Source organism: Acinetobacter sp. TYF_19, assembly GCF_043105125.1.
In the GTDB taxonomy this organism is placed as follows: Bacteria; Pseudomonadota; Gammaproteobacteria; order Pseudomonadales; family Moraxellaceae; genus Acinetobacter; species Acinetobacter johnsonii.
Genome location: NZ_JBICLH010000087.1, coordinates 41,825 through 65,140 on the forward strand (window position 1 = coordinate 41,825; position 23,316 = coordinate 65,140).

At 40.3% G+C, this 23,316-nt stretch carries 21 protein-coding genes; 11 read left to right on the forward strand and 10 right to left on the reverse strand.

The window, feature by feature from the left end:
* Positions 1-53 precede the first annotated feature (53 nt).
* The 8 genes from cysK to rutD form a co-directional block, all read right to left on the reverse strand.
* Positions 54-1,052 (reverse strand): cysteine synthase A, encoded by a 999-nt coding sequence (cysK, locus tag ACF8FD_RS14880; protein WP_234304923.1) that lies wholly within the window; start codon positions 1,050-1,052, stop codon positions 54-56.
* A gap of 161 nt (positions 1,053-1,213) precedes the next feature.
* Positions 1,214-2,050, reverse strand: a complete 837-nt coding sequence (locus ACF8FD_RS14885; protein WP_392453562.1) for an NAD(P)-dependent oxidoreductase — start codon at positions 2,048-2,050, stop codon at positions 1,214-1,216.
* A 45-nt stretch (positions 2,051-2,095) separates the two neighbouring features.
* Entirely contained in the window at positions 2,096-3,451 is a 1,356-nt protein-coding gene (gene rutG / locus ACF8FD_RS14890; protein WP_234304922.1) for a pyrimidine utilization transport protein G, read from the reverse strand.
* A gap of 36 nt (positions 3,452-3,487) precedes the next feature.
* Positions 3,488-3,985, reverse strand: coding sequence for an NADH-dependent FMN reductase RutF (gene rutF / locus ACF8FD_RS14895; RefSeq protein ID WP_228128112.1), 498 nt, complete (start codon positions 3,983-3,985; stop codon positions 3,488-3,490).
* 125 nt (positions 3,986-4,110) lie between these two features.
* The gene (rutC, locus tag ACF8FD_RS14900; protein ID WP_234304921.1) at positions 4,111-4,494 is read right to left on the reverse strand and encodes a pyrimidine utilization protein C; all 384 of its coding nucleotides are present in this window, start codon (positions 4,492-4,494) and stop codon (positions 4,111-4,113) included.
* Positions 4,495-4,524: 30 nt separating this feature from the next.
* Complete coding sequence (gene rutB, locus ACF8FD_RS14905; RefSeq protein WP_004979785.1) at positions 4,525-5,274, reverse strand: pyrimidine utilization protein B; 750 nt, start codon at positions 5,272-5,274, stop codon at positions 4,525-4,527.
* A complete protein-coding gene (rutA, locus tag ACF8FD_RS14910) occupies positions 5,271-6,383 on the reverse strand; it encodes a pyrimidine utilization protein A (protein WP_279679122.1) in 1,113 nt (370 codons plus the stop codon). Before rutA ends, rutB begins: the two co-directional genes overlap by 4 nt.
* A 344-nt stretch (positions 6,384-6,727) precedes the next feature.
* Positions 6,728-7,531: a pyrimidine utilization protein D gene (gene rutD, locus ACF8FD_RS14915; RefSeq protein WP_279679438.1), complete on the reverse strand. Its 804-nt coding sequence runs from the start codon at positions 7,529-7,531 to the stop codon at positions 6,728-6,730.
* 390 nt (positions 7,532-7,921) lie between these two features.
* On the opposite strand from rutD, the gene ACF8FD_RS14920 reads away from it, so the two are divergent.
* From ACF8FD_RS14920 to ACF8FD_RS14970, 11 genes are all read left to right on the forward strand, one after another.
* On the forward strand, positions 7,922-8,239 hold the full coding sequence (locus ACF8FD_RS14920; protein ID WP_004693230.1) for a helix-turn-helix transcriptional regulator: 318 nt from the start codon (positions 7,922-7,924) through the stop codon (positions 8,237-8,239).
* 101 nt (positions 8,240-8,340) lie between these two features.
* Positions 8,341-10,074, forward strand: a complete 1,734-nt coding sequence (locus tag ACF8FD_RS14925; protein ID WP_279679437.1) for a SulP family inorganic anion transporter — start codon at positions 8,341-8,343, stop codon at positions 10,072-10,074.
* A 233-nt stretch (positions 10,075-10,307) separates the two neighbouring features.
* On the forward strand, positions 10,308-11,501 hold the full coding sequence (gene sstT / locus ACF8FD_RS14930) for a serine/threonine transporter SstT (RefSeq protein WP_087013031.1): 1,194 nt from the start codon (positions 10,308-10,310) through the stop codon (positions 11,499-11,501).
* Between the two features lie 39 nt (positions 11,502-11,540).
* Positions 11,541-12,209 carry a YoaK family protein gene (locus ACF8FD_RS14935; protein ID WP_234304916.1) on the forward strand — a complete coding sequence of 223 codons (669 nt, stop codon included), beginning with the start codon at positions 11,541-11,543 and terminating at the stop codon, positions 12,207-12,209.
* Positions 12,210-12,229: 20 nt separating this feature from the next.
* Positions 12,230-12,766, forward strand: a complete 537-nt coding sequence (locus ACF8FD_RS14940) for a DUF2058 domain-containing protein (protein ID WP_234304915.1) — start codon at positions 12,230-12,232, stop codon at positions 12,764-12,766.
* Between the two features lie 264 nt (positions 12,767-13,030).
* A complete protein-coding gene (locus ACF8FD_RS14945; protein ID WP_178928691.1) occupies positions 13,031-14,269 on the forward strand; it encodes a mechanosensitive ion channel family protein in 1,239 nt (412 codons plus the stop codon).
* Positions 14,270-14,762: 493 nt separating this feature from the next.
* Entirely contained in the window at positions 14,763-14,930 is a 168-nt protein-coding gene (locus ACF8FD_RS14950; protein ID WP_178928687.1) for a hypothetical protein, read from the forward strand.
* A gap of 254 nt (positions 14,931-15,184) precedes the next feature.
* Positions 15,185-17,035, forward strand: coding sequence for an ABC transporter ATP-binding protein (locus tag ACF8FD_RS14955; RefSeq protein WP_234304914.1), 1,851 nt, complete (start codon positions 15,185-15,187; stop codon positions 17,033-17,035).
* Between the two features lie 303 nt (positions 17,036-17,338).
* The gene (locus tag ACF8FD_RS14960) at positions 17,339-18,367 is read left to right on the forward strand and encodes an AraC family transcriptional regulator (RefSeq protein ID WP_004979806.1); all 1,029 of its coding nucleotides are present in this window, start codon (positions 17,339-17,341) and stop codon (positions 18,365-18,367) included.
* Between the two features lie 71 nt (positions 18,368-18,438).
* Positions 18,439-18,813, forward strand: a complete 375-nt coding sequence (gcvH, locus tag ACF8FD_RS14965; protein ID WP_004693240.1) for a glycine cleavage system protein GcvH — start codon at positions 18,439-18,441, stop codon at positions 18,811-18,813.
* Between the two features lie 260 nt (positions 18,814-19,073).
* A complete protein-coding gene (locus tag ACF8FD_RS14970; protein WP_234304913.1) occupies positions 19,074-20,252 on the forward strand; it encodes an MFS transporter in 1,179 nt (392 codons plus the stop codon).
* Between the two features lie 46 nt (positions 20,253-20,298).
* Here the strand turns inward: ACF8FD_RS14970 and ACF8FD_RS14975 are convergent, their stop codons facing one another.
* Positions 20,299-21,492, reverse strand: a complete 1,194-nt coding sequence (locus ACF8FD_RS14975) for a PilT/PilU family type 4a pilus ATPase (protein WP_087013044.1) — start codon at positions 21,490-21,492, stop codon at positions 20,299-20,301.
* Positions 21,493-21,730: 238 nt separating this feature from the next.
* A complete protein-coding gene (locus ACF8FD_RS14980; RefSeq protein ID WP_125280101.1) occupies positions 21,731-22,792 on the reverse strand; it encodes a 3-deoxy-7-phosphoheptulonate synthase in 1,062 nt (353 codons plus the stop codon).
* Between the last annotated feature and the right edge of the window lie 524 nt (positions 22,793-23,316).

The following is a 23,316-nucleotide window of genomic DNA, read 5'->3' on the forward strand; positions in this document are numbered from 1 at the left end:
ACGGTATAAAAAAGCTAAACATTTTATGTTTAGCTTTTTTTTCATACATTTAATTAGTCTGCGGAAATATCTTCAAACAAAACTGAAGATAAATAACGTTCACCACCATCAGGTAAAATCACCACAATGGTTTTACCTGCATTTTCAGGGCGTACTGCAAGTTCAGCTGCTGCTGCCATCGCGGCACCACTTGAAATACCCACCAAAATACCCTCTTGACTTGCTGTTTTTCGCGCCCAATCAATTGCTGTTGCAGCATCAATTGGCATTACTTCATCGACCAAGTCGAGGTCTAAGTTTTTAGGAATAAAGTTAGCGCCAATGCCCTGAATCTTATGTGGTCCAGGCGTCAAAGTTTCACCACGTTTGGTTTGACCAATAATCGGCGACTCAGCAGGTTCTACCGCAACTGAGTACAGTGCTTGTTTTTTTACTTTTTCAAAATAACTTGAAATCCCTGAAATCGTACCGCCCGTCCCGACACCTGCAACTAAAATATCAACTTTACCACCTGTTGCTTCCCAAATTTCTGGGCCAGTCGTTGCTTCATGAATAGCTGGGTTTGCTGGGTTTTCAAACTGTTGTGGTAAAAAATAAGTGTCTGGATTTTCATCCAACAAACGCTGTGCTTCTTCTACCGCACCGCGCATCCCTTTTGCAGGGTCGGTGAGAACCAAGTTCGCACCCAAAGCTTTCATCACTTTACGACGTTCGATACTCATGCTTGATGGCATAGTCAGGGTTAACGCATAACCTTTTGCAGCAGCAACAAATGCCAAAGCAATGCCTGTATTGCCACTGGTTGGTTCGACAATGTGCATTCCCGCTTTCAGCACACCGCGTGCTTCCGCATCCGCAATCAGCGCAGCCCCAATACGACATTTTACTGAAAATGCAGGGTTACGGCTTTCAACTTTGGCTAAAACGGTGGCTGGACTTTGTATAATTCGGTTAATACGAACCAATGGTGTGTTACCAATCGCTTCTGCATTATTACTATAAACCGCTATCCCTAAATTATTAGGCGTTGGAAAAGCTGAGTCAGTACTCATACCAATGTTTCCTATGTTGTTTTTAATGATCCACTCATTATCATACCCTGATTTTTAAATGCAAACTGACATTTGGTCGGGCTTATGTTTTTATTTGATAAATAAATCACTTAAACAGAAAAAGCATGAGTTTTCCCATGCTTTTCTCCCGCGCGACCAGCTTAAACGAGCCTTACACTATTCCACTTTTCTAACTGTGTAACGGCCGCGCTAAAATCTACTTGTGCAGCCTGTTCTCGATCTGTTTTTAAGAACAGTTCTTGTGTCACTTGAAAAACAGGTGTTTTCATCTGTCCTTCTTTGACCAGATCCATCGCAATACCAATGTCTTTTTGCAACAGGTTTAAAGCAAATGTTTTTTGAAAAGTGCGGCTCAAAATTTTTTGCGCCATCACCGTTTCAGACATGGTACTTTTACCACTGGAGTGATTGATACAACTCAATGCACCAGCCAAGTCAACGCCTTGATACTTCAATATGGACAAACCTTCAGACAGGGCCCATAAGTGTGTTGCCATGAGTGTATTGTTCACCGCTTTGACCGCAAAGCCAGCACCACTTTCCCCAACGTATTCAATCAGCCCTGCAAATGCCTGAATAATAGGTTTTGCCCTTTCAAATCCAGCGATATTACCACCCACCATAACCGTCAAAGTACCGCGTTCAGCGCCAATCGTTTGACCCGAAACAGGCGCATCTAAGTAAGTTACTCCACGTGCTGCCAAATCAGTGGAAATTCGCTGCGCAGACTCAGGCACGCCACTGGTACAATCCACCCATAAACTTCCAAATTTGGGTGGATGTAACGCAATTAAAGCCTCAACATCTGCGCTGGTCGGTAAGCTTGAAAATATCACATCTGCTTGCACTGCTTGTTGGAGTTCAACGTGAAAAGTACCAAAAGTTTGCGCATGTGAAGCAGCTTTTTCTGCTGTGCGATTCCACACCCAAACAGTATGACCCAGTTTTGGCAAATGGGAGGCCATGTGCCAACCCATTGCCCCAAGTCCTATAAATGCAATATTCAGACTCAAAATGTACTCCTAACTGTGTGCAATAGTGCTATTGATTTGATCATCCGACTTTTCTACGACTGGCTCTTTCTCACTGCCTCGGTTCAAGAAAAGATTAAGCAGAATGGCTGCTAGTGTTGCAGTGCCAATACCACCTAGGTCAAAACTACCAATTTGTAAGCTGTAATTACCAGTTCCCATAATCAGACACACTGCACCAATCATTAAAGTACTGTTCTTGGTGAAATCAATTTTGTTATCGACCCAAATTTTTGCGCCAGCAACGGTAATCAAACCAAAAACCACAATGGATGCACCACCCAAGAGTGCAACGGGAATTGTGCTAATCACTGCGCCAAACTTTGGCGAAAGCCCCAGTAAAATCGCAAATACGCCTGCAAAAACAAAGATTGTGGTTGAATAAACTTTAGTGACTGCCATCACCCCAATGTTTTCAGCATAGGTGGTCATCCCTGTGCCCCCAACTGAAGCAGACAGTGTGGTACATACCCCATCTGCAAAGAAACCGCGCCCCATATAAGGAGACAAATTTTTACCCGTCATCGCCGACACAGCTTTGAAATGTCCTAAGTTTTCCGCCACTAAAATAATCGCAACGGGTGCAATCAACATCATGGCGTTTACATCAAAGGTTGGGCTGTGGAAAGTTGGTAAACCAAACCATGCTGCTTGACCGACTTTTGCAAAGTCAATTGCAGTGCCAAAACCCATGACATTAGTGAGTAAAAAATAAACAAAATAGGATGCAACTAAGCCTAAAAGTAGCAGTAAACGGCGCACCATACCTTTGGTAAATACAGCAATGACACTGATACAAATAATCGTGATTAACGCCATCCAAGAGTCAAACTGATTGGCTGACACACTTTTGATCGCAACAGGTGCAAGGTGTAGACCAATAATCATCACGATGGCGCCTGTCACAATAGGTGGCATCAACTTTTCAATCCATGCCGTACCAGTACGTATCACAACTAAACCGATTAACGCATACAGCACCCCACACGCAATGGTTCCACCCAGTGCTAAAGAAAGATTTGGGTTTGCTCCAACACCTGTATAACCCGTAACTGCAACCACTGCACCAATGAAGGCAAAGCTGGACCCCAAATAGCTTGGCATACGTCCACCGGTCATGAGGAAGAAGAGTATCGTACCCATGCCTGTAATGAAGATCGTTAGATTCGGATCAAAGCCCATCAGCAATGGGGCAAGTACGGTTGCGCCGAACATGGCAAAAGCATGTTGCAACCCCAAAATAATGCTTTTTCCTGCGGGCAAGTATTCATCTGTTTGCACAGGCGTTGTATCTAAATCGCCTTGATAAGGCTTAAATTTTGGAAACCACGATTCTTTTGTTTGCATGGGTTTCCCCTCCTTGTAAAAGTAGGAATTTTTGAATTAGCACATTGGTAATGGCTCACAGTAACCACGGTTAAAATACATCAGCGCATTTAGTCCATAACTTTGCTTCATGGCTTTGACTTGACAAAACAACACATCGTGACTGCCTACAGACATAGTTTGTACCACTTCACAATCAAAGCTCACCAAGGCATCCTCCAATACAGGTGCATTGGTCAAAAGTGTGGACCATGTGCCCTGAGCAAAACGTTCAGGCATTGGAGTTTTCCCCCCAAACAAATTAGATAAATGTTGTTGCTGACTCGACAACGTGTTTACACATAACACTTGATTGCTTTTAAATGTCTCAAACACAGAGGCTGAACGGTTTAAACACACCAACAACGTTGGCGGTGTATCGGTCACACTGCATACTGCCGATGCAGTAAAGCCTGCCTGACCCGCCCCCCCATCTGTTGTAATCACATTGACCGCAGCTCCTAGATTCGCCATACCTTGACGAAATGTGTGTTGATCCAACATCGCCTCACCCATTGCTTCTGGTGCTTTATGATTCAGCAAGGTTTCAACTTGATCTTGATTCATCAGTTTTGAATTCATCGTATTCTCCATGCCCTAAAAAAATCGTATATCAGGGCATCAAAATTTGATTATTCCACTTAAGCCACATGTGCAACCGAAGCGATTTCAACCAAAGCCTCTGGCTTGACCAGTCCAGTCTGTACGCAATAGCGTGCAGGTTTATCGTTTGGAAAATACTCGGCATATACAGCATTAATCGCGCCATAATCGGCCCAATCTTTCACAAAAACATGATTAAAAGTGACGTCATCCATTGTGCCACCTGCGGTTGCAAGGATTCGTTTAATGGTTTCTAAAATATGTCGAGTCTGTGCTGCTGCATCACCAACGTGAACAACGTTGTTGTGTTCATCAAAGGCCAAGGTGCCTGATACATAAACGATATTGTCAGCCTTAGTTGCAGGTACAAATGGTGCAAGTGGTTTCGCTGTGCCTTCAGGCACAATAATTTCTTTAGGCATGAGGTTTCCTCTATCTTTCGTATGTATGACTTATGCTGTTTTTGCCAGTGTTTGACTGCTTGAAGTTTGAAAGGTATTCACAAAACTTTGTGTATCAGACACCCAACCAAAAAAGGTTTTGATGTTATAGAGACTTGCTTCTTGCACCTCGATAGGCCCAGCTTGATAGCACGCATCTTTAAGAGCGACTCCAAAATACTCCAAGAAAAAACCATCCCTTAAAGTCGACTCGACACAGACATTGGTCGCAATACCGACAAAAACTAAATTTCGGATTCCTCGCACCCGCAACATACTGTCCAACGCAGTATTAAAGAATCCACTATAGCGAGGCTTTTCTATGACTAAATCTTGTGGTTCAGGCTTGAGTGCATCAATCAACTCAAAATCCCAACCACCTTTTGCCAGTAGTTTTCCCTGCAGCTCTGGATTTTTGCGCATGGTTTTTAAAGCATTCGACTTATGGAAGTTTGGTGAATCACTCCCTCCTGCTTCACGGTACTGGTCATCCCAACCATTTTTAAAGTAAATCACCTGAATGCCAGCTGCATGTGCAGCAGTAATGGTTTTTTGAATGTTTTCAACCACAGGTTTGGTTTTAGATACATCAAACCCGGCCAAGTCCAAATAGCCACCTACTGAGGTATAGGCATTTTGCATATCAATCACAATCAATGCCGTGTGCTCAGGTGCTAAAGCAATATGTTCAGGTTCTGCTTTTAATGTTTTTGCTTGCAGACTTTGTTTAGTAAATTCTGTACAGACTATAGAGTCATTCATGCGCTTTTCTCCAAAACAACGCGTGGCGCATCCGCTTCAACCACGATATGTTCACGGCATTTCATCAAAGGTTGTATACGCTGACCAAAGTCTTCGACTCCTTGTACAAAATCATCAAAGGTAAGCAAAATACCTTCAGTCCCCTGAATTTCACCAATTTCATCCAACATTTGTGCAACATGTTCAAACGAACCGACTAAAGTTCCCATATTGATATTCACAGGCGAAACCGAAGATGCCATTTGGCGAATATTGGTATCTGTTCCAGATTTGGTATCTTTACCTCCTTGGTTGATCAGCCAATTAATCGCCTCCATATCCGCACCAGCGTTATATGTTTGCCATTTCGCATGCGCCTCTTCATCGGTTTCTGCAGCAATCACCATAAACAACACATAGGTTTGCACGTCACGCCCTGTTTTATCGGTTTGCTGTTTTAAACGCGCATTGATTTCTGCATAGGCAGTCGGTGTATTTAGCCCTTTACCGAAAACAAAGTTGTAATCGGCATATTTGGCAGAAAACTCAAGCCCTGTATCCGACTGGCCCGCACAAATAATTTTCATATCCGCTTGTGGACGTGGGCTCACACGGCAGTCCTGCATAGTAAAATGCTCTCCTTTAAGATCTGAACGACCTGTCGCCCAGAGTTCACGCAAAATTTCTACATATTCAGAAAGATATTCATAGCGCTGTGCAAAATACTCATCTCCTGGCCACATCCCCATTTGCGTATATTCGGGTGCTTGCCAGCCTGTCACGACATTTAAACCAAAACGACCATTTGAAATAGAATCAATGGTTGACGCCATACGTGCCACAATTGCAGGCGGCATCACCAACGTCGCTGATGTTGCATAGATTTGGATTTTACTGGTCACCGCAGCGAGCCCAGCCATCAAGGTAAATGTTTCTAGGTTATGATCCCAAAACTCTGTTTTCCCGCCAAAGCCACGCAGTTTGATCATCGACAAAGCAAAGTCAAAACCATAATACTCAGCACGTTGAACAATTTTTTTATTTAGTTCAAATGAAGGCATGTACTGTGGCGCGGTTTCAGAAAGCAGCCAGCCATTATTTCCAATTGGGCAAAATACACCTATTTTCATCTCGTTCATCCTCTACACTTATTTCATTATTTGCAGAACATCAAAGGCTAAATACAGCAAGACTTTTAACCTTTAGTTTGATAAAAATATATTTGCACAAGCCATGCCAACTATTATTTATTATTATTTTTCAATATATTAAATAATTTTACTTAATTTTATTTTTTACCAAAAAGTAAAATTAGTTTTTATTTTATGCACTATCTCTGTGAGGAGTGATCAATGATTGTGCGGTAAATGATCCAAACTAGAGTTTTTATATTTTTAGCCCAAATAAAAAAAGTGTATAGATTTTAAAACCTATACACCTTCACTTTATAAAGCAAAATTAAACAATCAATAATCTAAACTAAACTTTCCTGTACGGTTAAAAAGCCCAACATTTCCTTATTCATCAGTACTGTTTCGGTTACAGTCGCTGCATGAGCGCCCTGCTTTAAAAGAGTCAACTGTGCATGCGGAAACAACCGTTTTAGGTTTTGTGAGCGTTGGTAAGGCACAAGGAAATCATCTTGGTTCGCAATCAAATGCATCGGTATGTTTTGCAAAGCCTTTTTTATCTCCTCGCTCAGTCCAAAGTCCATTAAAGCACTTAGCCGTCGCAATACATTTTCATGCGGTGGAAAGTTTTGAATTTGAAACTGTTCTTGCTTTTGAATACTTTCTATATTTGTTGAAATCCAAGCTGGTGGATATAAAAACAAGGCCTGTGCTTTGACATAAGCCTCTGTGCCTGCACATGTTAAAAGATTAATTCGGGTTTCAAAGCATTTATAGGTATGCGCATCTAACGTGTCCCAACCATTTAAAATCGTGATTGACAACACCTGATACTCGGTCGATTGGCACAAGTAGGCTAACTCCGCACCAATAAAACCACCTAGTGCATGACCGATAAAATGAAAGCGTTGAATATGTTGTTGCTTTAAGATCAGAAAAAGCTGCTGCCCCAAATCGCGTATGCAATAATTTGGTTTTAATAATGTACTGTTTTCATGGCAACCTTCTTGATCGTAAGTTAGGACATGAAATTTGGTTTGTAGGTCTTGAATTTGTGGCTGCCAAAACTGCGCATGTCCACCTAAACCCGACGACAAAACCACATATTCAGCGTCTTCTATATGGGATGGAAAAATTTGTACATTCATCTCAAAGTTTACTTTTTGGTCAAAAATATTATCTAGCAATAATTATGCCTTTTAATAAATGTTTGTATTTTTTAAATTTATAATGATTTTTTAAAAAGCTCTGTAATTATGATTTTAATGCCCTCTATATGATAAAATATTCAAAGCTTATTATAAATAATCATAAAGAATGAGTTTTTGATTTAAAAAATCGGCTTAAATTATATAAATATCTAGAACTTAAGCAACATTTTGAATAACTAATTTTGATGTAAACATTCAGTATATATAACTTTAGCTAATATTTTATTTCACTAAAAGCCATGCATATTGGACTTGAAAAGACAGCATTATGAACGGCTTGGTTTTATACTAAGCGCACAGTTGTTTTGTTTTATGAGTAGGTTTTAAATGAACACAGGACTTGAAATAACGTCTATGCGCGACTCTGCTGAAGTTGTTGTAAGTATTTTAAAATCTCTAGCCAATACTGATCGTTTATTAATTTTGTGTCATTTGTCGCAACAAGAACTTAATGTTTCTCAAATTGAAGAAATTACCGACATCAAACAGCCGACTCTTTCGCAACAATTAATGATGTTACGTAAAAGTGATGTGGTAAATACGCGCCGTGATGGGAAGCAAATTTATTACTCCATTAAAGATGAACGCATGATTGAAGTTTTAAATACTTTGTATAGCTTGTACTGCCCAAAACCACGCCTCTAAACTAAATCACTGCGATATTTTCTGTTCTATGAAAACGAATGCTAAGACTTCTTAGCATTTTTTATGCATAATATATCTAAATTTGTGATTTAGATTTTTTTATGTCTGATTGGAATCGTCGTCTAAGCCATTATCTCCCCGCATGGCAGTGGCTTAAGCACTATGACACGCCTACGTTTAAGTCAGATTTACTTGCATCTTTTATCGTCATTGCCATGTTGGTTCCTCAAGGCATGGCCTATGCCATGTTGGCAGGCTTACCACCAATCACTGGGCTCTATGCCAGCATTATCCCAATGATTATTTATGCCAGCGTTGGCGGCAGCCCTACACTTTCTATTGGCCCTGTTGCCATCATTTCGATGATGACCTTTGCAACTTTGAACTCGATGTTTGAGGTTGGTTCACCTGTTTATATACAAGCGGCATGTTTATTAGCACTAATGGTCGGTATCATTTCCCTGCTGTTGGGTTTATTTCGCTTTGGTTTCCTCATTCAACTGATTAGCCACCCCGTCATCCAAAGTTTCATTATTGCATCTGCTTTGCTGATTGCTTTGGGTCAGTTGAAGTTTATTGTCGATCTACCTTTAAAAGCCAATAATATCCCCGAGTTTGTGATAAGTGTTTGGCAATACATCAGTTTGACTCATATAGGTACGCTGCTGTTTGGACTGTGCGCAATCGTATTTTTAATTTATGTACCAAAGCTGCTGAATACTAATACCTTAAAAGGTTGGTTCGGATCGACCGTATTACTTTCGCGTACTATTCCTTTATTTTTAGTGGTTGCCTCGATTGCCTTGGTCTATTTTTTCCAACTGCAGACGCTTGGAATCAAAACCGTCGGAATCATTCCATCTGGTATGCCTCCACTCGATATGCCGTATTGGAACGGGACTTTAGTTCTGCAACTTTTGCCAGGTGCAACCATGATCGCGATGATCAGTTTTGTTGAATCACTTTCCATTGCTCAAGCCACTGCTTTACAAAACCGAAGTCAACTCAACAGCAACCAAGAACTTATCGCTTTGGGGTTAGCCAATATCAGTGCAGGTTTCAGTTCGGCCTTTCCTGTAACAGGCAGCCTTTCTCGTACTGTCGTTAATGCAGATGCAGGCGCTCAGACCCCTATGGCTGGTGTGCTCTCTTCGCTGTTGATTATTGTAGTGAGCTTATACTTTACAGGTTTCTTTCAGGACCTTCCTTTAGCCATTCTGGCTGCAACGATTATCGTCTCGATATGGAAACTTGTAGACTTTAAACCCTTCATCGAAGCATGGAAGTATTCCAAAGCAGATGGTATCGCGATGTGGATTACCTTTTTTGGTGTTGTCTGTATCGATATTTCAACTGGCCTGATCATTGGCATGATCTCAACCTTTATTTTGTTGCTTTGGCGGATTAGCCGGCCACATATTGCTGTGATTGGCTTGGTCGAGGGGACGCAACATTTTCGCAACGTTGAACGCCATCAAGTTCAGACGACGGCACAAGTACTGTCAATGCGTATAGATGAAAGCCTAACCTTCTTAAATGCCAACATATTGAAAGGTGAACTGATCAATGCCGTGAGCCAACAACCTAAGTTAGCCCATGTGGTGATTAATTGCTCCAGTGTGAGTAGTATCGACTTGAGTGCTTTAGAAATGTTGGAAGATATTAATCTAGAATTGGCCAAGCAAAACATTCAGCTGCATTTGTCCGAAGTTAAAGGCCCTGTGATGGATCGACTGCAAAGCTCAAAACTATTGAAATATTTGAGTGGGAATGTCTTTTTAACTCACTATCAAGCCATTCAGACCCTTTCACCTCAACTGCTTAAAACTTCATAAGAGACAGAATGCCTGCTTGCACTTTTTCAATATAGTGAGAAATATCAAGCAGGCATTTATGATAAAAATCCATTAAATATGTCGTTTTTATGAATTAAAATGAATAATAAAAACTGGAATTACAATAACTTAATTTTTATATTTAAATATTTTTCAGTCAGTTAGCAAATTAGGTATAAAATGGCGCACTTAAAATCCGTATTTTGTCCTCGTAATTTCAACAAGGCGCCTCTATGTTTTCTGTTTTAGCGCGAATGAGTCTAGTTACTCGAATTATTATTGCCATTATTTTGGGTATTGGTGTAGCCCTTGTTTTCCCAGGCGTTGCACCTTATTTGAGCCTGCTAGGCGACTTATTTATTAAAGCGTTAAAATCTGTCGCGCCTGTACTTGTATTTGTCTTGGTTCTTGCTTCTATTGCAAATTTTAAAGTAGGTCATAGTGCGAATCTACGTCCTATCATCATCATGTATGCAGTGGGTATGTTACTAGCGGCTTTTGCAGCAGTTGCAGTCAGCATCGCTTTCCCAAGTACTTTGTTCTTAAACTTACCTGCGAATACTGACTTGCAACCGCCAAGTAGTTTGATTGAAATCTTTAAGAACCTACTGCTGAGCTTTATTGCTAACCCTGTAACTGCCATTAGTGAAGCAAACTTCATTGGTATTTTAGCGTGGGCTGTGGCCTTGGGTGCTGCGTTCCGTCATGCCAAAGACTCCACCAAAGATTTACTCAATGATACTGCACACGCAGTAAATAGCGTGATTCGTTTGGTGATTAACTTTGCGCCTATCGGTATTTTCGGTCTAGTGGCGGTAACCTTTGCAGAAACAGGTTTAAGCACATTAGCAAGCTATGCACACTTATTGGCGGTCTTACTCGGCACAATGGCTTTCGTTGCCTTAGTCATCAACCCGCTTATGGTTGCTGTGGTAACACGTAGCAATCCATATCCTTTGGTATTTCAGTGTTTACGTGAAAGTGGTATCACTGCTTTCTTCACACGAAGTTCTGCTGCGAACATTCCTGTGAACTTAGATCTTGCAAAACGTTTGGGTGTTGCTGAATCTACAGCGAGTGTAGCCATTCCACTCGGTGCGACCATTAACATGGCCGGCGCCTCAGTGACTATTACCGTGCTTACACTGGCAGCAGTCAATACACTAGGTCTTAATGTTGACTTTACCACCATGATGATTTTATCTGTGCTTGCAACAGTTTCAGCTTGTGGTGCTTCTGGTGTCGCAGGTGGTTCTTTGCTGTTGATCCCTGTTGCGTGTGGACTGTTTGGTATTTCATCTGATATTTCAATGCAAGTGGTTGCAATTGGTATGGTGATTAGCGTACTACAAGACTCTACTGAAACCGCGTTGAACTCATCAACTGACGTATTATTTACTGCAGCAGTTGACCGCGCTTCAAAATAATATATTGTACAATCAGTATATTATTTCTTTTTTGAAGTTATGCCATTTCAACACTTACCACTTTGGATTCAACTGGGGGCATTCTTTCTTGCAGTAAATGCAGGAATGATTAATGTCTTAGGACTGGTGACTGTTTTACACCAGTCTGTTTCCCATATGACTGGTAATGTAAGTGTTTTGGCGATGTCACTTGTACATTGGCAACCCGAAAGCATTTTATATTTGCTATTAGTAACTGTCTGCTATGTCATCGGTTCATTTTATAGCGGTGTAATTCTGGGAAATAGTCACTTTCGATTGGGACGCCGCTATGGCGTACCACTCACGTTAGTGGCTTTTTTTATTTTCCTATGTTGGTTCTTTCTGCCTTATTTTCCGCGCTATGCTTTACTCTGGGCCTGCGTCGCAATGGGTGTGCAAAATGCCATGGTGAGCCATTATAAAGGCACTATCATCCGCACCACACATTTATCGGGTGTTCTTACCGACCTCGGCTTAGCGCTTGGTTATCGTGTGCGCGGACTCGTGGTTGAGCATCGGCGTGTAGTTTTACATCTTTTGATTTTAAGTGGCTTTTTGATCGGCGGACTCTGTGCAAGTTGGATGTATCCCTATTTAAAACTCAATTCTTTTTTAGTTCCAACAGCATTAAGCTTGATCCTTAGTGTTGTATATTGGATCATTTACTTTCGTTATCGTCGTTTTTAAACGCAGTTGTGGAATTCGCTATGGTAAAAAATGCATTACAGGCTCAGTTACTCAAAGCCGGTTTAGTTGACAACAAAAAGGCCAAAAAACTTTCTAAACAAGCAGTGCATGAGCAAAGAACAGGTCAAAGCAGTGAAGCTGAGATCAAGGCAAAAATTGCACAAAACAAACAGCAAAAACAGGCCAAAGATCAAGCCATCGAACTTGAGAAGAAAGCGATATTGCAAGAAAAAGAGCTCAAAGCGACGATCATTCAAATGATCACGCAGCATAAAATCCGGGATACCGATGGTGACGTGGCCTATCAGTTTATTGATGATGGCAAAATCAAAAAACAATATATCAATCAACAAATTTATAATGCCTTGGTTGCTGGTAGCCTCGTGATTGCACGTGATCATGAAAGTTATGCCTTCTTACCTAAAGCTTTAGCTGATCGTATTAATGCCAAACTTGAAGGCTTTATTATCGTAAATACCTCAGAGAAAAATGAGGCAGTCACCGATGAGGAAGATCCATACGCTGCGTACGTGATCCCTGATGATCTCATGTGGTAATTTGAACCATCAGAAGCTTCCATATAGGAAGCTTCTTTTTTCCTAGTTCATTATAAAACTAATTTACCATTTCATTGGCCTGACATATCCCGCGACCATCAACGAGCTATACTTCACGACATCCAAATAATGACTTAAAAGCGGAATCTAAGAGAGTAAATAAACAAGTCGTTGATAACATGTATAAACTTAGTGACACAATTTGCTTAATTCATATAGCTGATTACACTATTTGCAGTGTTTTAATCAAAAGAAGATCGCATTTTGGATAATTTTCATTTCATACAGAGTTTAAAAGACTGGTCAGATCAGTATCCTTGGATCGAAATGCTGACAGGATTCTGCATACTCATTCTAGTGACTATACTGGCGTATATTATTGCCAAGCATGTTGTCGTTCGTGGTATTCGGCATCTCATCACTAAGCTAAAATTTGCCAATCACGACATCATGTCGCAGCATAGCGTGATTCGTCGAATTGCGAACATTGTCCCAGCAATCGTCATTATGAATGGTATTGTTACCGTTCCTCACCTATCTGCGAAAATGGTCAGCTTTGTCCAAATGGCGGCACAGGCCTTTATTTTCTTAACCATTGCGCTCGCGATTGGTGAATTACTGAATATCTTCAATTTGGTTTATCAACGTAATCCAAAGTCTAGAAATAAACCCATCAAAGGCTATTTACAGCTGATCAAACTGATTATTTTCATCGTTTGTGGTTTGATGATCTTAGGCACCTTCCTGAAAAAAGATGTCTTCACCTTGCTAGCGGGCTTCGGTGCTATGGCAGCAGTGCTGATGTTGGTCTTCCAAAACACCATTTTGTCTTTGGTGGCTTCTGTTCAGATTTCATCCTATGACATGGTGCGTATTGGAGATTGGATTGAAATGCCATCTCTGAATGCAGATGGCGATGTCATTGATATGTCATTACATACCATCACCGTACAGAACTTTGATAAAACCTTTACCACGATTCCAACCAACAAATTGGTCACAGATACTTTTAAAAACTGGCGTGGTATGTCACAGGCAGGCGTACGTCGTATCAAACGCTCACTTTATATTGACCAAAGTAGCGTTCACTTTATGTCTGAAGCAGAACAAAGCAAACTTAAAGAGTTCTTATTATTAGACCAATATCTAGATCACAAGAGTACAGAGCTGGTTGAGTTTAATCAAAAACTGAGCAATACATCTCCCTGCAATCAGCGACGTTTAACCAATATCGGTACCTTCCGTGCGTATGTTGAGTTGTACCTTAATCAGCATCCGAATATTTCAAAACACCAGTCTTTAATCGTACGTCAGTTACAACCGACTGAAAAAGGCTTGCCGCTGGAAATTTATGCATTTAGCAATCAAATTGCATGGAAAGACTATGAAGCGATCCAGTCGGATATTTTCGATCATTTAATTGCCATTCTTCCCGAATTTGGTCTCAAAATTTACCAAGCACCTTCGGGATATGACATGCAAATCGCACTGTCAAATCCGTAATTTTTTCACTCTGGTATGCTAAAACCATTCTAGTTTTGGCATACCCAGAGTCTTAAAAACGAAGAATAAGCATTTCAACATACGGTCTAAATTACTAGTTTTAGAATAAAAATTATGAAAATACATAACATTAGACTTCTTGCGTTAGTCAAAATTTAAACAGCCCAAAGCTACATTTTATAAGGTTTTAGCCAATTCAAAAATTAGGTAAAACGATACTTTCGCAAGAGGTTTATTAGTTCTGAAGGGCTTTGTTGCACAAAGATTTCATAACTATATGATTTTAAAAGTTTTGATTATTTTTTGATCCAAAATTAAATCTATTTAAATCAGATGCTTACATATTTATGCAACAAAGCCGTTCTGAAGTAAATAAGTTATTTATGATGTGTATTATGTAAGTTAATTATGTGAAATATACTTCAATATCACAATACCAACCTTTTCTTTCATTAAATTAGCCACTCCATTTCACTTTATAAGACTTTCTAAAATGAATACTTTAAATAAATCTTTATGTGCCGCCCTTTTAGCTGTCGCAGCAGCATCTTCTTTTGAAGCAGAAACTCAAGTCGTAGAAACCACTCAAGCTGCTATTGCAACTGAAAATGCAGTACCTGCTTCAGAAGCTGCGGCATCTGATGGGGTTGCGACATCATAAGTTCAAGCAAACTAATGCTTTAAGCATCTTGGGGGATTCATCTCGTTGAATTCCCTTTTATCACGCTTCTCTATATCAGACTTTTATATCTATTCATCTACCTTTCATGCTATCAATACTGCTACAACCACGTTTAGTCTCTGGCAATTTACACAGACGACTGAGGTATTTTCATGCTAAAATTTTCAAATTCTGCTTATTTATAAAACAAGTCATTAACTCATAAATGACTTATTTTTTTGAAGGTTTTATTCATGTTCAAATGGTTTGAAAAACGTGTTGATCCCTATCCAGACGAAGGTTTAAACCAACCTTTACCGACCACGTTCTTTCCGTTTGTATGGCAGGCCGCTAAAGGTGTGCGTGGCTATTTGTTGATCTTAGTTTTATTCACGGCTGGGGCTGCCAGCTTTGAAGCTTTGTTTTATGCCAAAATTGGTGACTTAGTGAACTGGCTCAGTAAAAGCCAGCCAGAAACATTTTTAGCAGAACATGGTTCAAATTTAGTCCTTTTATTCTGTATTTTATTGGCCAATATTTTATTTGCCAGTTTACAGTCGATTATTAAACATCAAATATTATTTAGCACTTTTCCGATGCGTCTGCGCTGGCGCTTTCATAATTTACTGCTGAAGCAAAGCCTCGACTTTTTTCACAATGATTTTGCAGGAAGACTCTCCGCAAAAGTCATGCAAACTGCACTGGCAATACGTGAGTTCTGGGTTATTTTGGGTGACATGTTGGCTTATGTGCTGATTTATTTTGTCACAGTCAATCTCGTGCTTGCCGCTATCTCCCCGCTCCTAATATTACCTTTACTGGTCTGGTTGGCGTTGTTTATCTGCGCAGCATATTACTTCATTCCACGTTTGAGTAAAGTTTCAAATGAACAGGCTGATGCCCGAGCTGTGATGACTGGCCGTGTTACCGATGCTTATACCAATATTCAAACAGTGAAGCTTTTTGCCCATGCAGGACGAGAAAGCTTATATGCCAAATCCTCGATGCAAGAGTTCATGGTCACCGTTTATAAACAAATGCGTTTAGGTGCTAAGTATGAAATCAGCATCCTGTTTTTAAATATAGTGCTGTACGCGGGCGTATTGGGCACTGCAGTTTGGTTATGGATGAATGGGCGAGTTGAACTCGGTGTTATTGCTGCTGCAACGGCTATGATTTTAAAACTGAGCAGTATTGCTGAATTTATCATGTGGCAAACCTCAGCACTTTTTGAAAGTGTCGGCACCATTCAAGACGGCATGAAAACCCTCGGTCGTTCGATCACGATTCAAGACAAACCTGATGCCAAAGACCTTGAAGTTAAACAAGGTATGATCGAATTTAAAGACATCACTTTTGCGTATAACAGTAAAAATGTCATCGACAATTTAAACCTACGCATCCGAGCTGGTGAAAAAATTGGGATCGTGGGTCGCTCTGGTGCGGGGAAATCGACACTGATTCAACTATTGCTGCATTTTTATCAATTGAAACAGGGTGAAATTTTAATTGATGGACAGAATATTGAAGATGTCACCCAAGACAGTTTACGTCGTAATATTGCCTTAGTGACTCAAGACACCTCCCTGCTCCACCGTAGTGTCGCAGAAAATATTAAATATGGCCGTCCCAATGCCAGTGATGAAGAAATGTATGCTGCTGTACGTAAAGCCAAAGGCGAAGAGTTTATTCCTCAGCTGACTGACTTACGTGGTAAATCAGGTTATGAAGCCTATGTTGGTGAGCGTGGAGTGAAACTTTCAGGTGGCCAACGCCAGCGTATCGCCATTGCTCGTGTGTTCTTGAAAGATGCACCAATCTTAATTTTAGATGAAGCCACCAGTGCCCTAGACTCAGAAGTTGAAGCTGCAATTCAATCTAGCCTTGATGAGTTAATGCAAGATAAAACGGTGATTGCGATTGCTCACCGTCTTTCAACCATTGCTCAAATGGATCGTTTGATCGTGCTTGATGAAGGTCGTATTGCAGAACAAGGGACACATCAAGAGCTGATTCAAAAAAATGGTATCTATGCGCACCTTTGGCAGCGTCAAACAGGTGGATTTTTAACGGAACAACATCCAATTAAAAAGAAAGAAGCCTAATTTTACTTTCCGTCCTCAGCACGCTTAGATCATTATCATCAATGATTTTAGCGTGCTGATTTTGAAAAGATTTTACTTAACTTTTAGCATCATTTGCTGAGCCTTTATTTTTATCGAGAGTGTTATATTTTTGCTCAGAAATTTATGATATTTATAATATCGTTCCACTAAATAAGAAATGAAAAGGATACTGAATTGATATAGGCTTGGAGCATATTGTCCAACAATATGCTCCATGAATTTGAAATATTCATGCCAATATAACTTCAGTCAGAAAAGAAAGAAAAATGCAATGGATCGCGCATGAAAACAGTTTCACTTCGCCAAGATCAAGGAATTCCTGGTGTTTATGGCTTATTGTTGTTAGATGTTGTGTCTCGTTGGGGCTATAACGCAGAGACCCTATTTTCCCCTTTTCAACTCACGAGCGAACAACTCGCTGAGCCTGACTTTCGTATACCTGTTCATACTGCCAATGAACTTGTGAAGTTGGCCAGCCGTCTCACTGGTGAGCCCACGCTTGGCTACCATCTAGGCACGCAAATGCGTATTTCAATTCATGGCTTCATTGGCTATGCCATTATGACAACTCATGATATTGGCGAAGCCTTGGTACTTGCTAACCGCTTTATTCAGCTGCGCATGCCTTTTTTGCAGCTTTTCTTTTCCACCTTTGGCGAAAAAGCGACTTTACAATTACGCTGTGATGTCGATATAGAACCGTTGCGTACCGATATTGCGATCAGTATTATTTTTGGCATTGTTTCTATGAGTAAGGCGCTCACTGGCATTGAAAATCTGGCTGGGGAAATTGATTTCGATTTTCCAGAACCCGAAGGCTTTGATCGCTATCGTGCAAAGCTACCTAACCATAGTGTTCGCTTTGATCAACCACATTTACTTTTGAGTTTTGATAAGCACTATCTCGGCTTTAAAATGGTCAATGCTGACCCACTTGCAAGCCAAATAGCCATTAATCAATGTGAAGCTGAGCTCTCAGCAATGGGCGAACGCCGAAGATTATCGATGCGTGTACGTGACATTTTGACGCGCTCAGAACAACACTATTTAAGCATCGAGCATGTGGCTGACCTCTTACACATGTCTGATCGAACACTGAAGCGCCAATTGGCTGCTGAAAGCACGTCTTTTTCAACCATTGTGGATGAAGTGCGTTACCGTCATGCCACGTCACTTTTGTCACGTACAGACTATAGCTTAGAGCAAATCGCGGATGAACTGGGATATAGTGATGTGGCAAATTTCAGCCGAGCCTTTAAGCGTTGGAGTGGACGCAGCCCGAGTAATTGGCGTAAAGATCCGTATTTATAGATCTTTTGTTTTGATAAAAAAGCATGTATAAATCATGCGAAAAATGATTTTTGTATTTTAAGGAGTTATTCATGAATCATCCTTCAGAATTGAAGTATGCAAGTACACATGAATGGGTGCGTATTGAAGGTGATCTTGTTGTAACTGGTATTTCAGACCATGCACAGGATGCTTTAGGCGATTTAGTCTATGTTGAAACACCAGAAGTTGGTCAACAAATCACTGCTGGCGAACAAGCGGGTGTGGTTGAATCTGTAAAAACAGCTTCTGATATTCATGCACCGGTTTCTGGCACCGTGGTAGAAATCAATGCCAATCTGGAAGATGATCCTGACTTCGTCAATGATGACCCCTATGGCAAAGGTTGGATTTATAAAATCAAACCAGACAATATCGCAGATGTAGAACAACTCCTTTCAAGCACAGCCTATGAAGCGGGTCTATAAGCCTAGTATTCATATTTACGGCTCAAAAAATCAGTCTGCGGACTGATTTTTTTACAACTATCGTCTTATTTTGATAAATTCACTCGATATTTATATATTCATCTCGATTAAATACCTGTATTTATCACTATAATTATACTTTTCACGTGCATTATCCTATAATTTGTTTGTTCTAATTTCACAGCCGTGACCTAGCTTCTGCATAAAATAATAACAACAGTTTACGTCCTGTAGCCTCATCTTCGAGCCAAGGGCTCTGCATGTCTGCTCTCAATACATCATCACTATGGAATAAGTCTTTTATTCTGTGCTTAGCGAACAATCTGTTTTTGTTCATCTTTTACTTTGCACAGACCTCAATCCTTCCAATCTATATTTTGAATGATTTGAGTGGAAGCCTTGCTCAAGCAGGCTTAGCCATGACTTTGTTCATGGCATCGTCTATCGCAGTTCGCCCTTTTAGCGGACTCATTATTGAAAAATTTGGCAGTAAGAAAACGCTTTTTATCGCGGAAGCCCTATTTTGTTTGTTTTCCTTGGCTTATTTGTTTGCTGATAATTTACACCTGTTGTTACTGATTCGTTTTCTACATGGCATTTGGTTCAGCATCGTCACCACAGTTGCCGTACCTATCGTCAATGAGTTTATTCCAGAAAAACGTAAAGGCGAAGGCATGGGCTATTTTGTCATGTCCATTAATCTCGGGATTGTACTTGGGCCATTCCTCGGTTTAACCCTGATCCAGTCCGTATCCTATCCAATGGTCGCAGGAATTTTAGCGTTTAGTGTCTGTCTCGGTTTCTTGTTTTGCTTCTTTATCCCAATTCAGCAGACCACTCAAAAATTGACACCTGCCGTGAAGTGCAAGCTCAGTATCCATGACTTTGTTGAAACTAATGCCTTGAATATTTCAATTATGGGCATGATCGTTTCTTTTTCCTATGCCAGTATCATGTCGTTCATTTCAACTTATGCAGAGTCTAAACATCTGCTGAACTATGCAAGCCTGTTTTTTATCGTCTTTGCAATTTCTATGATGAGTCTACGCCCGATTACAGGAAAAATTTATGACCATCACGGAGCGAGCTATGTGATTTACCCAGCGATTATATTATTTAGCTTGGGGCTTGTGATTCTCAGTCAGATTCAATCTCTGACGGGTTTATTGGTTGCGGCAGTATGCGTTGGCATGGGCTTTGGTTCTGCACAGCCTTGTCTACAAACTTTAGCTATTCAAGGTACGGAAAAGCATCGGATTGGCCATGCGACCTCTACATTCTTTACCATGTATGACTTAGGCATTGCATTTGGCTCTGTATTGTTGGGCATACTCATTTCTAAGCAAGGTTATAGCTTTACCTATTTATTCTGTGCTCTGACAACTATTTTAAGTTTAACTTTCTATGCCTTTATTACGAATAGAAAGAAAACCGCTTAAAACATCAATCCGTATGCCCATAGTAATGAACATACGGACTCAAAAATTAAGCGTCGTCTTTCTCTTCTTCAGCTTCTTTGGCCTTTTCGGCAACCGCTTGATCAAAAGACAAAGCACTACTTGAGTTTAACTGTGGATTAGCACGACTACTCTTTAATTTAATCTGTAGACGTAATTCATTGACCGAGTCTGCATTTCGCAGCGCTTCTTCATAAGCAATTGCACCTTGATTGTATAAATCAAATAAAGCTTGGTCGAAGGTCTGCATACCGAGCTCTCGTGATTTTGACATCACTTCTTTGAGTTCATGGAAATTCCCTTTAAGGATCAAGTCTGACATCAACGGTGTATTGAGCATGATTTCTACTGCTGCTCGGCGACCACGCCCATCTTCAGTTCGCACCAAACGCTGTGAAATAATCGCCTTCATATTGGAAGATAAGTCCATCAAAAGTTGATTACGACGTTCGTCTGGGAAAAAGTTAATAATACGATCTAAAGCTTGATTTGCATTATTGGCGTGCAATGTCCCCAGACATAAGTGGCCTGTTTCCGCAAAAGCTATGGCATGTTCCATCGTCTCCGTGTCACGAATCTCACCAATTAAAATGACATCGGGCGCTTGGCGCAGAGTATTTTTCAAAGCATTGTGCCAAGAATGACAGTCCACACCCACTTCCCGATGAGTAATCATCGATTTCTTATGCTTGTGTACATACTCCACAGGGTCTTCAACTGTAATAATGTGCCCTGCCGAGTTTTCATTTCGATGATCAATCATGGCTGCCAAAGACGTCGATTTACCCGACCCTGTACCACCGACAACGAGGACCAAACCACGTTTTTCCATAATTACGTCTTTTAAAGACGTTGGAAGTTGTAACTTAGTGAAGTTAGGAATTTCCGCAGTAATCGTACGAATCACCATACCTACATGCAGTTGCTGCTGAAAAACATTGACGCGAAAACGTGAAACATTGGGAACGCTAATTGCAAAATTACACTCCAGCTCAGTTTCGAACTCCAATCGTTGCTTTTCGTTCATTAAACTATAAGCAAAGAGTTTGGTCTGATCAGATGGTAAGTTTTGTTGACCCAGTGGCTTCATGAGGCCCTGATGCTTAATACTTGGCGGAAAGTCTGCAGATATAAATAAGTCTGAACCACCATACTCAACCACTTTGCTGAGCATGTGAAACATCATTCGACGGGCTTCTTCTAAAAGTTCTGCAGAATACATAGTGTTCTCTAAAAATTAGTGCAAATAGCTGACTTTAAAAAGCATTTCTTTTCTTCAAAATACAATTTTTTATCATGTTCTTTCAGGCTTCTGATTTTGCATAAGTTTATGCTCTAGCTCAACCTAATTTATCGTTTGATAAATAACTTTTAGCTTATTTTTCAATTTATTATCTTCATTTATTGAACTACATCACAAAAAAAGACCTTTCATTGAAAGGTCTTTTTGGTTGCGTTGATTAAGCACTACGTTGAACAGCGTGGCTGCGTAATGTGTCGGCAACCTCTAAGAGTACTTGCTCAGTTTTTTCCCAGCCTAAACAGCCATCGGTAACAGACTGACCATAGACCATGTCATCTGAAATTTTCTGATTACCATCAACCAAGTGACTTTCAAGCATGACACCACACACATTGCTTTGCATACGTTCTGCAACAATGCTACGCAATACATTAGGTTGATTGAGTGGATTTTTACTACTGTTACCATGACTACAGTCAATCACCAAAGCAGGTAATTCACCTTTGACTTTATCTTGCATATGACGAATATCGGCTAAAGCATAGTTAGGCCCCGAGTTTGCACCACGTAAAATCAAGTGTGGCTTCGGATTTCCTTGGGACTGAAGCATACATGCCATGCCTTGCTGCCCAATTCCCATGAACTGGTGAGGGTTTGATGCAGACTGAATCGCATCCAGTGCAATTTGAATTGAACCATCTGTGCCATTTTTGAAACCAATGCTGAACGGCATATGACTCGAAATTTCACGGTGAATCTGCGACTCGCTAGTACGCGCACCAATGGCTCCCCACGCCAACAAATCATCGAAATAAGCAGTCGCCATCGGGCTTAAAATTTCTGTAGCAATCGGTAGACCCATTTCAATAATCGCTAAATACAATGCTCGAGACTGCTCTAGTCCCAACTGCATATTGGAAGATCCATCGAGCAGAGGATCGTATAAAAAACCTTTCCAACCCACTGTTGTCCGTGGTTTTTCAATATAAGCACGTATTACGAAGAAAATCTGATCTGAAACTTTGGTTTGTAATTGTTTTAACTTTTCAGCGTATTCTAAAACCGCAATAGGGTCATGAATGGAACATGGGCCAGTAATGACCATTAAACGATGGTCTTTGCCATCTAATATATTTTGAATGGTTTGACGCTGTTCAGCAATTTGTAGTTTTAATGGCGTAGAAAGTGGCAACTGCGCTTTGAGTTGCTGCGGCAAACTTAAAAGTGTTTCTTGAACTGTCGTTTGTGTACTTTGTAGTGCAGTATTTAGAGCATTCATTGGTTTGTATCCTTTGGACTGTGGTCTTCAGTCCGATCTTTTATTTGAGCGTTATGGGTCTAATGGATTGCTGGGCTAAAGTCATAAATTGACTAAAGTAAAACCAATAAAAGTTGCTAAAGTATGAATAGTTAGTTGTTTTCATGAAGTACTCCAAAATTTATTAAAACAGCAGATATAAAAAAACCTGACCAGGGTTGCCGATCAGGTATTAACTAGGTGGGCAACCTTTTGATGCCCAAACGCATTCAGGCAATTATCTAAATTGCCAAAAGTAATAATTTGCGTTAGAGATTATAGGTTGCTTTAACATTTTTATATCTTCAAAAATATGTTATCTGAAATTTAAAATACGCTGATTTTTTTGCTTTTACAAGGCTTTGTTGCACAAAGATTTCATAACTATATGATTTTAAAAGTTTTGATTATTTTTTGATCCAAAATTAAATTTATTTAAATCAGATGCTTACATATTTATGCAACAAAGCCCTTTTACAACACTTTTTTATGCAAAAATTCAGTTC

Excerpts from the sequence above, each read along its gene's own strand:
- cysK (WP_234304923.1), bottom strand. The coding sequence starts at position 1,052 with ATGAGTACTGACTCAGCTTTTCCAACGCCTAATAATTTAGGGATAGCG.
- ACF8FD_RS14885 (WP_392453562.1), bottom strand. The coding sequence starts at position 2,050 with ATGGGTTGGCACATGGCCTCCCATTTGCCAAAACTGGGTCATACTGTT.
- rutG (WP_234304922.1), bottom strand. The coding sequence starts at position 3,451 with ATGCAAACAAAAGAATCGTGGTTTCCAAAATTTAAGCCTTATCAAGGC.
- rutF (WP_228128112.1), bottom strand. The coding sequence starts at position 3,985 with ATGGGTGAGGCGATGTTGGATCAACACACATTTCGTCAAGGTATGGCG.
- rutC (WP_234304921.1), bottom strand. The coding sequence starts at position 4,494 with ATGCCTAAAGAAATTATTGTGCCTGAAGGCACAGCGAAACCACTTGCA.
- rutB (WP_004979785.1), bottom strand. The coding sequence starts at position 5,274 with ATGAATGACTCTATAGTCTGTACAGAATTTACTAAACAAAGTCTGCAA.
- rutA (WP_279679122.1), bottom strand. The coding sequence starts at position 6,383 with ATGAAAATAGGTGTATTTTGCCCAATTGGAAATAATGGCTGGCTGCTT.
- rutD (WP_279679438.1), bottom strand. The coding sequence starts at position 7,531 with ATGAATGTACAAATTTTTCCATCCCATATAGAAGACGCTGAATATGTG.
- ACF8FD_RS14920 (WP_004693230.1), top strand. The coding sequence starts at position 7,922 with ATGAACACAGGACTTGAAATAACGTCTATGCGCGACTCTGCTGAAGTT.
- ACF8FD_RS14925 (WP_279679437.1), top strand. The coding sequence starts at position 8,341 with ATGTCTGATTGGAATCGTCGTCTAAGCCATTATCTCCCCGCATGGCAG.
- sstT (WP_087013031.1), top strand. The coding sequence starts at position 10,308 with ATGTTTTCTGTTTTAGCGCGAATGAGTCTAGTTACTCGAATTATTATT.
- ACF8FD_RS14935 (WP_234304916.1), top strand. The coding sequence starts at position 11,541 with ATGCCATTTCAACACTTACCACTTTGGATTCAACTGGGGGCATTCTTT.
- ACF8FD_RS14940 (WP_234304915.1), top strand. The coding sequence starts at position 12,230 with ATGGTAAAAAATGCATTACAGGCTCAGTTACTCAAAGCCGGTTTAGTT.
- ACF8FD_RS14950 (WP_178928687.1), top strand. The coding sequence starts at position 14,763 with ATGAATACTTTAAATAAATCTTTATGTGCCGCCCTTTTAGCTGTCGCA.
- ACF8FD_RS14955 (WP_234304914.1), top strand. The coding sequence starts at position 15,185 with ATGTTCAAATGGTTTGAAAAACGTGTTGATCCCTATCCAGACGAAGGT.
- ACF8FD_RS14960 (WP_004979806.1), top strand. The coding sequence starts at position 17,339 with ATGAAAACAGTTTCACTTCGCCAAGATCAAGGAATTCCTGGTGTTTAT.
- gcvH (WP_004693240.1), top strand. The coding sequence starts at position 18,439 with ATGAATCATCCTTCAGAATTGAAGTATGCAAGTACACATGAATGGGTG.
- ACF8FD_RS14970 (WP_234304913.1), top strand. The coding sequence starts at position 19,074 with ATGTCTGCTCTCAATACATCATCACTATGGAATAAGTCTTTTATTCTG.
- ACF8FD_RS14975 (WP_087013044.1), bottom strand. The coding sequence starts at position 21,492 with ATGTATTCTGCAGAACTTTTAGAAGAAGCCCGTCGAATGATGTTTCAC.
- ACF8FD_RS14980 (WP_125280101.1), bottom strand. The coding sequence starts at position 22,792 with ATGAATGCTCTAAATACTGCACTACAAAGTACACAAACGACAGTTCAA.